We start from the raw sequence: 14,791 nt of genomic DNA, 5'->3' as shown, positions 1-14,791 counted from the left end.
ATGAACTTGTCGCTCGCCTTCGAACCGCTCATCTCCTGGCCGCTGCTCGGCCTGGTGCTGGCGCCACTGTTGCTGCTGGCATTGGTCGGCCTGTGGTTCCGCCAGCGTGGCGCGGTGTTCCGTTTTGCCGCCCTGCTGGCGCTGACTGCGGCCCTGCTCAACCCGGTGTTGCTCGACGAAGAGCGCGAGGCGCTGAAAAGCGTCGTCGCCGTCGTCGTCGACCGCAGCCAGAGCCAGGACATTGGCGAGCGCACCAGGCAGACCGACGAGGCGCTGGCCGGGCTTCAGCAGCGCCTCGGCCGCTTCAAGCAGTTCGACATCCGCGTCGTCGAGGCCGGCAAGTCGGAAGCCGCCGAGGAGCGCACCGAAACGCGGCTTTTCGGGGCGCTTGAGAGCGCTTTCCGCGACGTGCCGCCTTCGCGCATCGGCGGTGCCGTCATGATCACCGACGGCGAGGTGCATGACGCCCCAGGCGGCACGCCCGACTTCAACGCGCCGCTGCACGCGCTGATCACCGGCAACGACCAGGAAAAGGATCGCCGCATCCGCTTCGAGAATGCGCCGCGTTTCGGTCTGGTCGGCAAGCCGCTGGAAATGACCTATCGCGTCATCGGCACCAACAACGAGGCCGGCTCGGTCGATGTGCGCGTCTCGGTCAATGGCGAGCAGGTCTCGGTCGAGCGCGCCACCATCGGCCAGGCCATGCCGCTGCAGGTGACCATTCCCGGCGGCGGCCGCAACATCGTCGAGCTCGCCATCGATCCCGAGCCCGACGAGCTCACCGACACCAACAACCGCGCCATCGCGCTGATCGACGGCATCCGCGAGAATTTGCGCGTGCTGCTGGTTTCCGGCGAACCGCATGCCGGCGAACGCACCTGGCGCAATTTGCTGAAATCCGACGCCTCGGTCGATCTGGTCCACTTCACCATTCTGCGGCCGCCGGAAAAGCAGGACGGCACGCCGATCAACGAATTGTCGCTGATCGCCTTCCCGACGCGCGAACTGTTCGTCGAGAAGATCAAGGATTTCGACCTGATCATCTTCGACCGCTACCAGCACCGCGACGTGCTGCCGGTCCTCTATTACGACTACATCGCCGAATATGTTGAAAAGGGCGGCGCGCTGCTGATCGCGGCAGGACCCGAATATGCCGGCGAAAGTTCCATCGCCCGCACGCCTTTGATGTCGGCGCTGCCGGCGATGCCGACCGGCGAAGTCGTCGAAAAGGCCTTTTATCCGCGCCTTACCGAGCTCGGCCAGCGCCATCCGGTGACGCGCGGGCTTGACGGCTCCGCCACCGAACCGCCGCACTGGAGCCGCTGGTTCCGCACCATCGGCGTCGAGAACCCCGGGGGCGAGGCGGTGATGAAGGGCGCCGACAACCGACCGCTGCTGCTGCTCGACCGCAAGGGTGAAGGCCGCGTCGGCATGTTTTTATCCGACCAGGGCTGGTTGTGGGCGCGCGGCTTCGAGGGCGGCGGCCCGCATGTCCAGCTCTATCGCCGCATCGCCCACTGGCTGATGAAGGAGCCCGAACTCGAGGAGGAGCGGCTGACTGCCGACGGCCGCGGCATGATGCTGGAAATCCGCCGCCAGACGATGAGCGACGATCCCGGCCCGGCGCAGATCATCACCCCGTCCGGCAAGGCGATGACCGTCAAGCTCGAGAGAGCTGAACCCGGCGTTTTCCTCGGCAGCATCGAGACGAGCGAGATCGGCCTCTATCAGGTCGGCAATGGCGACCTGAAAGCACTTGCCCATGTCGGCCCGGTCAACGCACCGGAATTCACCGACGTCGTCTCAACCGAGAACCGGCTGAGAGCCCCGGCCGAGGCCACCGGCGGCAGCGTGCGCCGGCTGGCGCAATCGTCGACCCTTGGCAATCTCGCCGGCGGCGTGACGCTGCCGTCGGTCGTCCCGGTTCGCCCCACGGGCGCGGCGGCCGGCAACGACTGGATCGGCCTGCGCACCACCGACGACAGCGTGCTGAAGGCCGTCTCGCGCGTGCCGCTGTTCGGCGGGTTCCTCGGCCTCGGGCTGCTGCTTCTGGCATTGGGCTCGATGTGGTACCGAGAGGGGCGTTAGCGACGCGCCTTCCCCTTCTCACCCTTGTGGGAGAAGGTGGCCGAGCCCACGGGTCTTGCCTCCGGCAAGCCCGAGGACAGGCTCCGCTCGGTCGGATGGGGGTGTTCCAGCTTGGCAGCGACGGCACTCCGTCCAGGCCCCCTCAACCGTCTTGGCGCTGCGCGCCAATCCACCTTCTCCCACAGGGGGAGAAGGGGAAGCGGGCGCTACTCCTCCGGTTCCGTCGTGAACATCAGCGGGTAGCCCTTGGCCTTGCCGGCATCGGTCGCTCGCGTCGCCTTGGTCGAGGCGACGTCCCTTGTGAAGACGGCGACGACGCAGACGGCTCAGTCGCCCGGGCCAGCAAACAAAATGAGATTTCCGTCTGGATCCAGAACAATGAAGTTTCTGGCACCCCAGGGTTCTTTCCTGAGGGCTTGGTGAAAGGGCACCCCTGCAGCCTGAAAATTCAGAAAGAGCTGTTTAATCTCGTCTGCAGTATCGACTGTGATCCCGGCGGAGAGCAGGTGTTCACGTTGCCGTATATCGCCAACGAACACAGGTTCGCAAACCAACCTCAGCGCGAGTTGCGCATTGTCACGTGTCACCTGTCCGTAAAATGCCGGGTCGCCGTAAACAAAGTCGACTCCGAAGCCGAGCTTGGTGGTGAAGAATTCGAACGACGCTTTGATGTCGGTGACGAACAACTGCGCTGAGGTTGAACTCAGAACGGGTGCAGGTACGGTCTGTTTTTTCTGATCTGTCATGGCTGGGGCTCCTGTCTTGAGCGCCTGCCATCCCTCGAACCCCAATTGACGCGCGATCAGTTCCTGCGCGTCGCTGAGCTTGAAATTTGCTTCCAGTACCTGATTGTCATCGAGATGCTGGAAGCGTGGCAACGCAGCTCTGATCTCGGCTGCGACCGGATAGTACCGTTCGCGGTGCCACCGCAATATTGCTTGGCCTGCTTTTTGAGGTTTTCGAGATTCGGCATAGGCGCAACTGTGGTCACAGTATAGGCGGGCATTGCCCTTTCGACGTTACACCGATGCGCCCTACGCAGCGCTGCGAACCGTGCCTCGGCGATGAGCAGTTGTCAATTACCGCACTCCGTCCAGTACCCTCAACCGTCTTGGCGCTGCGCGCCAATCCACCTTCTCCCGCAGCAAGGGGAGGGGGGAAGCCGGCGCTACTCCTCCGGTTCCGTCGTGAACATCAGCGGGTAGCCCTTGGCCTTGCCGGCATCGGTCGCCCGTGTCGCCTTGGTCTCGGCGACGTCCCTGGTGAAGACGGCGACGACGCAGACGCCGCGCTGGTGCGCGGTGATCATCACCCGCCGAGCCTGGTCCTCGCTCAGCTTGAACTCGCCCTTGAGCACCGTCACCACGAACTCGCGCGGCGTGAAATCGTCATTGAGGAGGATGACCTTGTAGAGCTTCGGCCGTTCGATCTTCGGCTTCGTCTTGGTGCGGGGTTTGGTGACGATCTCAGGCATCGGAACCGGCAACTGCGCGCAAGAATTTCGCTTTTATTCTGACATGAACGAAAGCAATCGTCCATTTTGAACCGCCCGCAAACCGCCTTCCTGGCGGGGCGCCGCCGTTCACAAGTCCATGCCTTATGTGGGACCGCCGCTAAGCCGCGCAGAGACCGCGAAGAAACGATACGGGCCGTTTCGTTTAGAAATAGCTACCGCCGCAACACCGCCGACAACACATCCCTGATGCCGATGGCGCCGACGAAGCGCGACTGGTCGTCGAACAGCGCCACCGGTGCGGTCTGCGAGCGGTGCATGGCCAGCATCACCGTCTTCAGCGAGGTGCCGGGATTGGCCCAGAATACCTGCGTCGTCTCCTCCGGCTGCGCCTCGACATCGGCGCACGACACCCAGAACGCCGGCTTGCCGTCGCGCTCGGCCGCTGCCACCAGCCCGTGCTCGTCGATCTTGAAACGCGTCGTCTTGCGGCGGTCGAGCCACACCCAGCCGTCCTCGCCGTGGTCGAGATCACGGCGGTCGCGCATCACGTTCCAGGCAGTCAGCACCGAGAGGGGGTTCACATTGGCGATGAAGTCGCGGACATAGTCGTTGGCGGGACGCAGCACGATGTCTTCCGGCGCCCCGGTCTGCACGATGCGCCCGCCTTCCATGATGGTGATGTGGCTGCCGATCTTCAGCGCCTCCTCGAGATCGTGGCTGACGAAGACGATGGTCTTCTTCAGCTCGGCCTGAAGCTGCAGCAATTCGTCCTGCAGCTTGGTCCGGATCAGCGGGTCGAGCGCCGAGAACGGCTCGTCCATCAGCAGGATCGGCGCTTCGGTGGCAAACGCGCGCGCCAGCCCGACGCGCTGCTGCATGCCGCCGGAAAGCTCGTGGGCGTATTTCGACGCCCACTGGTCGAGCCCGACGAGCTTCAACTGGCGGTCGACGCGCGCCTTGCGCTCGGCTTCAGGCACGCCGGAAAGCTCGAGCCCAAAGCCGACATTTTCCGCGACGGTGCGCCAGGGCAGAAGGCCGAACTGCTGAAACACCATGGCGACCCGCGTCTGTCTGATGTGGCGCAGCGTGGCGGCGTCGCAGGCCGCGACATCGACCATGCGGTCGCCGTCCTTGACCATGACGTTGCCGCGCGCCGGCACGTTGAGCAGGTTGACGGCGCGCAGCAGCGTCGATTTGCCGGAGCCGGAGAGGCCCATCAGGACGGAAATCTCGCCCTCGTTGACGGTCAAATTGGCACCGGCGCAGCCGAGCACGGCGCCGGTCTTCTCCAGGATTTCCTGACGCGTCGCGCCGCTGTCGACGAGCGCCAGCGCCTCCTTGCGCGCCGCGCCGAAGACGATGTCGACATTCTTGAAATCGACCGCAGCGCTCATTTGGCGGCTCCCGTGCCGATGCGGCTGATGCGGTCGAGGATGATGGCGAGCACGACGATGGCGAGGCCGGCTTCGAGGCCGAGCGGGATGTTGACCGAGTTCAGTGCGCGCACCACCGGCTTGCCCAGGCCGTTGGCGCCGATGAGCGCAGCGATCACCACCATGGAGAGGCAAAGCATGATGCACTGCGTCAGGCCCGCCATGATGGTCGGCAGCGCCGCCGGCAGCTCGACTTTCCACAGCAGCTGGCGTTTCGTCGCGCCGAAGGCTTCGCCGGCCTCGATCATCGGTTTCGGCACCGAGGTGATGCCGAGATGCGTCAGGCGGATCGGCGCGGGAGCCGCGAAGATGACGGTGACGATGAGGCCGGGTGCGATGCCGAGGCCGAAGAGAATGAGCACCGGGATCAGGTAGACGAAGGTCGGCATGGTCTGCATCAGGTCCAGGACCGGCTGGAGATAGCGGTAGCCGCGCTCGTTATGCGCCGCCCAGATGCCGATCGGCACGCCGATGGCCATCGAGGCCGCAGCGGCACCCACGACCAACACCAGCGTCTCGACGGTTTCCTGCCAGAGATCCTGGTTGACGATGAAGAGCAGGCCGAGCGCGACAGCAAGCGCCAGCTTCCATGATTTCTGCAGGTACCAGGCAAGCCCGGCTATGGCGGCGACCAGGAGGACCGGGGGGACGAGCAGCAAAAGATCGACGAGCCCGTCGAGAACGACGGTGAGCCCGTCGGCGATACTGTCGAAAAACCACTCGAAATTGGTGGTCAGAAAGTCGAAGAAGGTCTTGCCCCACCGCCCGATCGGGATCTTGAAGCTCGAAATCAGTTGCGAAACCGGATCCATGGCAAATGTCCCCTCATTCTTCTTCACCTCTCCCCTGACGGAGTGGGCCGAACCGCGCAGCCGAGCCGGGTGGGATGGTCACGGTTATGCTCCGTTCCGAACCATCCCAACCGCGGCGCGTGCCGCGCCGAACCTCCCCACACGGGGGAGGTGTAAGTTTGCTACGAACCCAGTGCGGTTTTCACCGCGGCCGCGGCGTCGCCGCCGTCGAAGGTCGTCACGCCGGCGAGCCATGGCGTCATCGCGTCCGGATTGGCCTTGAGCCATTCGGTGGCCGCGGCTTTCGGGTCGGCGCCGTCATTGAGGATCGCACCCATGATCTCGTTTTCCATCTTGAGCGAGAACACCATGTTCTTGAGCAGTGCGCCGACGTTCGGGCATTCGGTGGTGTAGCCGGCCCGGACATTGGTGGCGACGGTCGCGCCGCCGAAATTCGGGCCGAACACCTCGTCGCCACCCGACAGATAGGCCATCTTGATGTTGGCGTTCATCGGATGCGGCTCCCAGCCGAGGAAGACCACGTCTTCGCCCGATGCGGCCGCTTTCTGCACCGCCGACAGCATGCCGGCCTCGGAGCTTTCAACAAGCTCGAAATCCTTCAGGCCGAACTTGTCGGCGGCGATCATGTCGAGGATCAGGCGGTTGCCGTCATTGCCGGCTTCGATGCCGTAAATCTTGCCGTCGAGCTTGTCCTTGAATTTGGCGATATCGGCGAAATCCTTCAGACCGGCATCATAGGTGTGCTGTGGAACGGCGAGCGTATATTTCGCGCCTTCCAGGTTGGTCACGACCGTCTCGACCGACTTGTCTTCGAGATAGGGTTTTATGTCGGCTTCCATGGTCGGCATCCAATTGCCGAGGAAGACGTCGACGTCCTTGTTCTTCAGCGAGGTGTAGGTGACCGGAACCGACAGCACCTGCACGTCGGGCTCGTAGCCGAGCGCTTCGAGGATGACGCTGGCGGTAGCGGTGGTGGCGGTGATGTCGGTCCAGCCGACATCGGCAAAACGCACCGGCTTGCAGCTTTCCGGCTCGGCGGCGAGTGCACCGCTCGCCGAAAGAAATGCCGCCAGACCGAAGCCGGCGGCAAGTAGTTTCATACACGACATCTGTATTCTCCCATTGTGATCTGTCGGCGAAGCGAAATTGCGGTTTTGTCTCCGCCTTGTTTCGTCAGCCAAACACCATTCTGGTGCGGTTTCAAGCGATAAGACGATTGCGAGCAACGGCGCGGGCTGCCCGACCAGCGACAGGTTCGCCGCTTTTCCGGTGGCCAGGCACTTTTCCGGTGGCCAGGCGCTTTTCCGGTGGAACGTCGGGACGCCCCCTCCCCGCGTCGGGACAACTCGGCTTAAAAGGGCGGCTTGGTAAGCGCCGTCGGCGAAGCTGCCGATCTCCCCCCTTGCGGGGGAGATGCCCGGTAGGGCAGAGGGGGGTGCTGTCCCTCCGGGCTGTCAATCAATCGCAGCCAGGCCCTCAGGCTGATTTCAGTTGGAATTGGCTGAAGCAGACGTTGGGCGATCCTTCCCACCCCCCTCTGTCCTGCCGGACATCTCCCCCGCAAGGGGGGAGATCGGATGTCGCTTCGGCTTTCGCCAATCACCAGCGGTTGAAGGCAGGCCCGAGACGGGCTTTCTTTTATTTTACTTTTTCGGCGCCCTATCAGCCCTAATCTTCCGCCTTTCCTTCCCCCCTTGCCATACATATATTCGCGGCGTTCGCGACACGAACAATTGCCGAAGCGGGAGGCTCCTATGGCGACATTGCAGAATTTCGATGCCGAAATTGCCAAGACCAATCAGGTCGTGCAGGACATGCGCACCAAGATCGAGCAGTCCGGCGCCGTGCTCGACACGCTTGCCAAGACCGACAGGAAGATCGGCGACGCCAATTTCGACCTCGAGAACGCCCGCATCGAGGATGTACTGAAGCAGCAGAAGGTGATGGAAGGCAACATCGCCGACCTGATCATCGGGCTGGAGGACGCCACCAACGTCTTCGGCGCCGAATTCGAGAGCATGAAGAACTACACCGGCTGGGAAAGCTTCGTCGGCATATTTTCCGACCAGAGCAAGCAGCGCATGCGCACCGACCGCGTCCGCAACATGTCGCTGGCCGGCAATCTGCAGGAGCTTTTGGCGAAATCCGACACCATCGTCGGCATCCTCAAGGCGCAGAAGCAGATCCTCGACCAGCGTTACAAGACCTCCGAGGCCAGCCTGTCGCAGGTGATCGAGCGTCGCAAGGCAACCATGTCGAATCTCGAGACCGTGCAAAAGCGCATCGAGGAGCTCAATCCGATGCTGCTCGACATCGAGAACAAGATCGCCGCCTCGACCAGCCAGAAGGAGCGCACCGAGCTTGAGGGCGAGCGTTCGAAACTGGCAACCGAGTACAACGAGAAGCAGGCCAAGGAGCAGGAACTGCTGGCCGAAAGCCAGACGCTGGAGCGCTACACCTCGATGTTCCAGACCTTCGTCGATTCGCTCAACAACCAGATCGCGGCGCAGTCGACGCTGATCAACAAGCTGACCATCGATACCGAGCAGCGCATCGTGCTCTACAAGGCCCTGGAAGATTCGCTGAAGACCGCCGCCCAGCAGGACGTCGCCCACAAGATCAACACGCTGGGCAGCCAGGTCGACAACACCGCCGAGGAAACCATGGCCGGCATCGGCGCGGCCTCGCAGAAGCACATTGGCGATCTCCTCGAAATGCACGAGAAGAACATGGTGGCGACCGCCGACATCCAGCGCCGCAAGAAGCTGGCCGACGATGCCTTTGCCCGCCGCTTCGACGACGTGCTGAAAAAGCACAATGCGGCAACCTACGTGCAGTCGTAATTGCTGCATATCTCCCAAGGGCTGGCTGCATGACCCCCGAAAACGAAGCGGCAACGCGTTATTTCTCGGCGATCACCGCGGCACTCAGCGGCCTCGAAGTGTTCATGCGCGACGATCGCTCGCCGCTCTACCGGCACGGCATCGTCGCCAAGATCGTCGCCGAAAACATTGCGCGGCTCGACAACTCGTTTTCCTGCTGGCGCAACCGGCTGGGCTTCATGGAGACATTCCGCATCTCGCGTGCCGAAAGCGGCTTTCCGGTCTTCCAGAACGTGCTCGAACTGGAAAACGACCGCCGCCAGGCCGATACGCGTCTCGCCAACATACCGCTGGCCGACGAGTTGCGCGAGGAAGTGGCCGACTTCATCCTGCGCCACAAGGAATTCCCCGAGGCGCTGCAGAAGTCGATGGCCGAGCGGCTTTATCTGGAAGGCGTCAGGAGCGAGACGACCTTCGGGCCGTTCACCTTGGCGCAGACGGCAAAAGTCTCGGTCAATCCGAAGACCAGGCGGCCTTACTACCTCGTCCATTGGGCAGCCTTCGACGGCAGCGCGAACCTGCCGCTGGTCTACATGGTGACGGTCGAGGATTCCTCCGAAGAGATGATCGGGCAGCTTGTCGACCGCAATGGCAAGCTCAACGAAAAGGTCGACATTCCGCTTCCGGTTGAAGGACTGCTCAATCCCGAGCTTGCCCACCGCTTCGACGACTTCACCGAGAAGAACTCCGCCTATACGCTGTCGCCGGCTACGATCGCGGTCAACCTCGACAAGGATTTCGAGCAACTCCACCCCAAGCAGCTGCGCCGCGTCGTGCTCGGGCCTTTCTATTCGGCCGGGATCACCGACAACAATTCGACGGTGACCGACATTCTGGACAAGGTGCGCAAGCCGGAAAACGCCTGGCTGCTGACCTGGACCATCCAGGAGGTTTATTCGAAATCCGAAAAGCCAGGTCGCAAGGGGTTGTTTTCGAGCGAGAAGGCGACGCAGGAATTCTTCATCGACACCGACGATCTGGAGGCGGCGCGACAAGGCGTGTCGAGCTACGAGAAGCACGCGCTGATCCCGCATGAGGCCTATCAGGCGCTTTACGCCGCCGGCGAGGCGCAGAAGATCTTTTCCGGCTACAAGGTCCACATCCTGTCCAAAGGACAGGTCATCAGTGACGTCTGACAGTCAAACCGCGGAGCATCCTTCATGGACACCGGCCTGACCACGATTTCGGAAGCGGCAATCGAAAAGCACCGCGCCACCGCGCAGAGCTTCATCACCCGCATTGTCGTGCTGGAGGACCCGTCGCGGGAATCCGGTACCGCACTGGCCGGCACCAACCGCCGCTTCGTCTCGACCGTCTCGGTCGGCTCGGTGCGCCGCACCCGCGAGGTCGAGCTTTCCAAGACCGTCGCCGCCGTCCATCCCGACGACCAGCTGCTGAGCATTGCACAGCACATGCTGCTTTATCGCACCCGGCGCGGGCTGGCGATCGCGCTGGCCATATCAGATGTCTTCGCCGAAGGCTCAGATCTCGAGAGCCTGAAGGCGAAAAACGCCCGCGCGCCGCTCGAAGGCGACGAGGCCGCCGCCTTCAAGAAGCTGCTGTCGGCCTCGGCCTATATTTCGGCCTTCAGCCTTGCCTCCTATCTGTTCCAGCTGATCGACAGCGATGGCGAGGCGCCGAACGACACGCCCGAGCCGGACTTTTTGTTCGACACGCCGCAGGACGCGGTGAAATCGATCGTGGCCGGCCTCGACAGGGCGATAGCAGGTGCGAAGGACGACGCCGAGCTGATGACCCCGGCGCGCGCATTCGCCCGTGTCGTCATCGACGGGCTTTTGGCGCGAAAGGGCCGCTTCGACGGCATTGGTCCGTTTGAGAATGCGCATATCCGCATCGACGTCGACGACTTCACCCTCGACGGCTTCGACGTCGCGCCGGGCAAGCGGTCGAAGCCGCTGGTGATGACCTTCAAGAAGCCGGAAGAGGTCGTCGGCAACCACATCGCCAAATACCAGTCGGTCAAGCTCGCCAAGATGCTGATGGCATACGATTTCGAGCGCGAGCTGAACCCGTTCGTCGAGCTCGGCGGCTTCCTGTTCACCTTCATCGGTGACGGCGCGCCCGGCACCGGCAAGACGACGCTGATCCAGATGATCGCCGGTCTCGTCAACGGCTACTGCCAGGTCGCCGGCTATCCCTTCGCCTACGAGAATTTCGGCGTCGACCAGATCTCCTCCTACCAGGGCAAGTCGGGCCAGAACTGCCGCCAGTTCATCAACAATGTGCTGAACCCGCGCGTCATCGGCTTCGGCACCATCGACGATATCGACCAGGTGGCGGCCCGCCGCTCCGACGATCGCGCCTCGGCCGGCCAGCAGGAAATCACCGGCGTCCTGATGGACGCATTCGGGGGTGCGGCCACGGTGGTGCGCGGCAACTGCTCCTTCGGCATGTTCTCCAACTATCCCGAAAACGTCGACGACGCGCTGCGCCAGCGCGCCGGCGCTCGCTGGCTGGTCGATGGACCCCAAACGCGCGACGACTATATCGACATCTTCGTGCTGCTCGCGGGGAAAAACCACAAGATCCCGCTCGGCGACCACAAGCTCTATGCCGCCCAAGAAATCCAGCGCGCGGTGATGGAGGCCTATGAAGAGCACGAGAAGCCCAGGGAAGACGGGCTGATGAAGGTCTATGAGCGCTACATGAAGGAGAACGGCGCGCCGAAGTCGATGGCCGACATCGGCACCTATCTGCACATGATCAAGGAGGCCGAGCCGCGCTTCACCGGCCGCGCCATCAAGAATGTCACCGATGCGATCAAGATGCGCGCCATGGACCTCGAGTTGCCGGACGAATGGTTCGAGAAGCCTGAAGTCTTCATGCACAAGAGCTACGACGACAAGAAGGCGATGATCGAGGAACTGCGCGGCCCGTTCTCGATGGACATGGTCATGCAGGAGGTCAACCGCTACGCCGACTCGGAGTTCCGCTATTCCGACAAGTCAGACGACGCCGCAGTGACCAAGTTGATCCGCGACACCCGCCTGCGCGACCGCGCGGTCCGCGAGATCGAGGAGCTGAAGAAGAAGGGCCTGTGGAATGCGTGAGCCCTTTTCCTTCTCCCCGTTCACGGGGAGAAGGTGCCCGAAGGGCGGATGAGGGGCAGCGCAATGCGTGGTGGAAACGAACCGAAAGTGGCGAGAGCCCGGCAACTGCGGAAGGTCGAAAACGACGCCGAAGATAAACTTTGGAGCGAACTGCGCGGACGACGGTTGAACGGGTACAAATTTGTTCGCCAGTTGCCGATCGGTCCGTATTTCGCAGACTTTGCCTGCCGAGAGGCCAATCTGGTCGTGGAGGTCGATGGGAGCCAGCATGCAAATCGTTCCCAGGATCGATACAGGGATGAAACGATGAATCGGAACGGCTGGTCGGTGCTGCGGGTGTGGCACGCTGATGTCCTAGCGAGCCGCAAAAGCGTGTTGGATACGATCGTAGCGGTCCTGGACGGTCGACTGGATGAGAAGATGATAGCTGTCGACGCAAAATTTCTGCCTTCGGCAACTTCGGAGAAAAGATGATGAGCGCTTGCACTGCCCCTCATCCGCCCTTCGGGCACCTTCTCCCCGTGAACGGGGAGAAGGAATAATGGCCAGGAAGTCCGACCTTTTGCGCGAGAACGAGCTGATCTATGGCCGGCTGCTGACCATCGACGAGCCACATCTGATCCAGCGCTACAACAAGGCTTTGGTCGCCTTCGGCCTGAAGCCGACGAAGCTGAAGAGCTTCGAGATCGACCGCACCGGCTTCTCGCCGCAAGTGGCCGAGGAATGCGGCGACTACAGCTACCTCGATCCCAACGAGATCAATCGCCGCTTCATCCTCCTGACGCCGTCGCAGGTCGACCTGCCGGTGGTCCACACCGCCTTTTCCAACACCTCGCAGCTGATGTTCGAGTTCATGTCGACGAACCAGCGCGCCATCGACGCGCTGACCATCAAGGATGTCATCTACGGCGAGATCGAGGATTCGGTCCCCAAGGTCGACGACATCGAGGACCTGCTGTCGATCAACCAAGTCGAGTTCAAGGTGCTGTCGGCGGAGGACGTGCTCGGCAAAGCCGCCGAACTCGGCAAGCTCGTCGACCGGTTGAAGCAGGAGCCGGACGCCTGGCGCGACAGCGCCATGCTCACCCGCATGGTCGAGCTGGCCAAGATCTGCGGCGACATCCGCGAGAACGCGCTGGTGCCGGATCAGGTGATCTTTCGCCACAGCGCCTATTGGACCAGCCATTTCGGCGGGCTCTATGTGTTCATCGACCCCGACATGACGACGATGATCAGCGACCCGGCAGCACCCGGCTTCCGCCGCTCGCGGCCGTGGCAGGTGAGCTACCTCTCGATCAATGATGCCGACAGGGTGTTCAAGTTCCTTGCCGCGACCGGCCGCATCGAACTGCCGCGGGCCTCGTGGATCGAAACATCAGGCTATCTCGAGCACCGCGCCGAAATGGTGGTGCGGGCGCTGATCCGCGACGCCGAGCCCGACCGCAACCTGACCGACGTCGACAAGGTCTGGCTGCAGACCTGGATCCACAGCCATGCCGACCTGATCACCAGGGACGGAAATTTTCCCTTTCTCAACGCCGCCAAGCGCGAGATCGCTCGCCTCGGCTATCTCAAGATCGACGACGTGTTCCCGCAGCAGCGTTTCCTGACGATCCGGGCCAAGCCCGGACATCCCGACGCCTGGCTGACCAACCAGTTGATCTCGGATTTCGTGCCGCAGGACTTCGTCTCGCGCTACGTCTTCAACAAACCGGGTTTTTACAGGGACTATGACGGCTTCAGCGACGCTCGGCGATCGCATGTTGTGGACGTTCTGAAAACCACATATCTGAAAGACAAGGTGGCGTTTCGCACACGCCTCTACGGCCTTACCGATTGAATGCCTAACCTTATCGAATACTTGGCTGACTGACGAGGGGTGACATCGCCATGCTTGATCCGATCGTGAACTTTTTCACACGGATGTTCCAGTGGATCGGCCGCGGCATCGGCTTCGCCGTCGGCGTGATCCTGTGGCCGTTCCTGTGGGCCGGGCGCTGGTATACGCAGCGCGGCTGGATCCTGAAGGCGGTGCTCGGCCTCGCTCTGCTCATGCTGATCGGCCTCTACGGCTATTTCATCTGGAACACGCAGGTCTGGAGCAATTTCAATCCCGCCTATGCGGAAGCATATAGGTTCACGCAGCCGGCCGGAACCACGCCGGCACAGCCCGCTCCTTCCGCCACCGGAGAAACCGCTGGCGTCGAGGGAGAGGTCAAGACCTGCACCAACTCGGCCATTGTCCAGGTTACGGCCGATCTCATCGATTTCAACGTCAACGAGAATGCCTGGATCTCGTCGATGATACTCTACAAGCTCGGGCTCTTCGGCATGGACTGGGACCGCACGCCGTTTCTCGACAACAAGGCCTCCTTCCAGCGCGGGGTCAATCAGGCCATCCGGCGCACCACGGTCGAGCTTGTCGACACGCTGGGCCGCGTCCGCGGCACCAGCCAGATCGACCAGAACCTGCAGGATGCGCGCGGCGCGATCACCTTCGACGAGGAAACCTGGTACTTCGGCCTCAGGCCCTTTGGTCCGAAAACCCCGACGCCGAGTTTTTATCGCACGGCGGCGAGCAGCCTTCGCGCCTTCAACGACCGGCTCATGAAATGCGAGGTTGTCTTCAACGCGCGCGCCGACAATCTGTTGCAGTTCGTCGATCGGATCGCGAGTGACATAGGCTCGACGTCGGACCTGATCCGTGACCGTTCGCAGAACTTCAACAGCGGCTGGTTCGACACGCGCGCTGACGACCGCTTCTGGTTCGCCTACGGCCAGCTCTACGGCTATTATGGCATCCTGACGGCGGCGCATCACGATTTTCAGCAGATCCTCGACAATCGCGGCCTCACGCCGCTGTGGAACAGCGTGGAAGGCCAGCTCAAGGCAGCGCTCGCCATCCAGCCTCTGATAATCTCCAACGGCCGCGAGGATGGCTGGATCATGCCCACCCACCTCACCACGATGGGTTTCTATGTGCTTAGGGTTCGATCGAACCTCGTCGAGGTCAGGTCTGTCCTGGATCGGTGAAGCAAGCGATTGGTGA

The 14,791-nt window shown here is 62.4% G+C and carries 11 protein-coding genes and 2 pseudogenes; 7 read left to right on the top strand and 6 right to left on the bottom strand.

All coding sequences use genetic code 11. The features are described 5' to 3' along the window. Complete coding sequence (locus AC0L3H_RS22355) at positions 1–2,088, top strand: hypothetical protein (RefSeq protein WP_473586920.1); 2,088 nt, start codon at positions 1–3, stop codon at positions 2,086–2,088. 206 nt (positions 2,089–2,294) lie between these two features. On the opposite strand, the pseudogene clpS (AC0L3H_RS22350) reads toward AC0L3H_RS22355, so the two are convergent. The 6 genes and pseudogenes from clpS (AC0L3H_RS22350) to AC0L3H_RS22325 form a co-directional block, all read right to left on the bottom strand. Then, a pseudogene (gene clpS, locus AC0L3H_RS22350) lies at positions 2,295–2,411 on the bottom strand (ATP-dependent Clp protease adaptor ClpS); the annotation flags it as partial. A 3-nt stretch (positions 2,412–2,414) separates the two neighbouring features. Beyond that, positions 2,415–3,061: pseudogene (locus AC0L3H_RS22345) on the bottom strand (VOC family protein). A gap of 195 nt (positions 3,062–3,256) precedes the next feature. Beyond that, entirely contained in the window at positions 3,257–3,562 is a 306-nt protein-coding gene (gene clpS / locus AC0L3H_RS22340; protein ID WP_023799954.1) for an ATP-dependent Clp protease adapter ClpS, read from the bottom strand. Between the two features lie 194 nt (positions 3,563–3,756). Continuing rightward, the gene (gene choV / locus AC0L3H_RS22335; protein WP_473494943.1) at positions 3,757–4,938 is read right to left on the bottom strand and encodes a choline ABC transporter ATP-binding protein; all 1,182 of its coding nucleotides are present in this window, start codon (positions 4,936–4,938) and stop codon (positions 3,757–3,759) included. Then, positions 4,935–5,789, bottom strand: coding sequence for a choline ABC transporter permease subunit (choW, locus tag AC0L3H_RS22330; protein ID WP_023799956.1), 855 nt, complete (start codon positions 5,787–5,789; stop codon positions 4,935–4,937). Before choW ends, choV begins: the two co-directional genes overlap by 4 nt. Before the next feature lie 161 nt (positions 5,790–5,950). Next, entirely contained in the window at positions 5,951–6,898 is a 948-nt protein-coding gene (locus AC0L3H_RS22325; RefSeq protein ID WP_473586919.1) for a choline ABC transporter substrate-binding protein, read from the bottom strand. Positions 6,899–7,543: 645 nt separating this feature from the next. On the opposite strand from AC0L3H_RS22325, the gene AC0L3H_RS22320 reads away from it, so the two are divergent. From AC0L3H_RS22320 to AC0L3H_RS22295, 6 genes are all read left to right on the top strand, one after another. After that, positions 7,544–8,632, top strand: a complete 1,089-nt coding sequence (locus AC0L3H_RS22320) for a hypothetical protein (RefSeq protein WP_473586918.1) — start codon at positions 7,544–7,546, stop codon at positions 8,630–8,632. A 29-nt stretch (positions 8,633–8,661) separates the two neighbouring features. Further along, entirely contained in the window at positions 8,662–9,807 is a 1,146-nt protein-coding gene (locus AC0L3H_RS22315) for a hypothetical protein (protein ID WP_473586917.1), read from the top strand. Between the two features lie 24 nt (positions 9,808–9,831). After that, positions 9,832–11,742, top strand: coding sequence for an AAA family ATPase (locus AC0L3H_RS22310; protein WP_473586916.1), 1,911 nt, complete (start codon positions 9,832–9,834; stop codon positions 11,740–11,742). A gap of 63 nt (positions 11,743–11,805) precedes the next feature. Next, a complete protein-coding gene (locus AC0L3H_RS22305; protein ID WP_287220098.1) occupies positions 11,806–12,216 on the top strand; it encodes an endonuclease domain-containing protein in 411 nt (136 codons plus the stop codon). Positions 12,217–12,283: 67 nt separating this feature from the next. Next, a complete protein-coding gene (locus AC0L3H_RS22300) occupies positions 12,284–13,582 on the top strand; it encodes a DUF6638 family protein (protein WP_473586915.1) in 1,299 nt (432 codons plus the stop codon). Positions 13,583–13,632: 50 nt separating this feature from the next. Continuing rightward, positions 13,633–14,775 carry a DUF2333 family protein gene (locus AC0L3H_RS22295; protein ID WP_473586914.1) on the top strand — a complete coding sequence of 381 codons (1,143 nt, stop codon included), beginning with the start codon at positions 13,633–13,635 and terminating at the stop codon, positions 14,773–14,775. Positions 14,776–14,791 lie beyond the last annotated feature (16 nt).

The organism is Mesorhizobium sp. WSM4816, from assembly GCF_055811535.1.
Note: the sequence above shows the minus strand (reverse complement) of the source record. Positions and strands in the feature narration are given on the sequence as shown.

What these genes read in the sequence shown, in the direction of transcription:
- clpS (WP_023799954.1), bottom strand. Translation starts at nt 3,562, where the DNA reads ATGCCTGAGATCGTCACCAAACCCCGCACCAAGACGAAGCCGAAGATC.
- AC0L3H_RS22300 (WP_473586915.1), top strand. Translation starts at nt 12,284, where the DNA reads ATGGCCAGGAAGTCCGACCTTTTGCGCGAGAACGAGCTGATCTATGGC.
- AC0L3H_RS22295 (WP_473586914.1), top strand. Translation starts at nt 13,633, where the DNA reads ATGCTTGATCCGATCGTGAACTTTTTCACACGGATGTTCCAGTGGATC.
- AC0L3H_RS22315 (WP_473586917.1), top strand. Translation starts at nt 8,662, where the DNA reads ATGACCCCCGAAAACGAAGCGGCAACGCGTTATTTCTCGGCGATCACC.
- AC0L3H_RS22355 (WP_473586920.1), top strand. Translation starts at nt 1, where the DNA reads ATGAACTTGTCGCTCGCCTTCGAACCGCTCATCTCCTGGCCGCTGCTC.
- AC0L3H_RS22325 (WP_473586919.1), bottom strand. Translation starts at nt 6,898, where the DNA reads ATGTCGTGTATGAAACTACTTGCCGCCGGCTTCGGTCTGGCGGCATTT.
- choV (WP_473494943.1), bottom strand. Translation starts at nt 4,938, where the DNA reads ATGAGCGCTGCGGTCGATTTCAAGAATGTCGACATCGTCTTCGGCGCG.
- choW (WP_023799956.1), bottom strand. Translation starts at nt 5,789, where the DNA reads ATGGATCCGGTTTCGCAACTGATTTCGAGCTTCAAGATCCCGATCGGG.
- AC0L3H_RS22305 (WP_287220098.1), top strand. Translation starts at nt 11,806, where the DNA reads ATGCGTGGTGGAAACGAACCGAAAGTGGCGAGAGCCCGGCAACTGCGG.
- AC0L3H_RS22310 (WP_473586916.1), top strand. Translation starts at nt 9,832, where the DNA reads ATGGACACCGGCCTGACCACGATTTCGGAAGCGGCAATCGAAAAGCAC.
- AC0L3H_RS22320 (WP_473586918.1), top strand. Translation starts at nt 7,544, where the DNA reads ATGGCGACATTGCAGAATTTCGATGCCGAAATTGCCAAGACCAATCAG.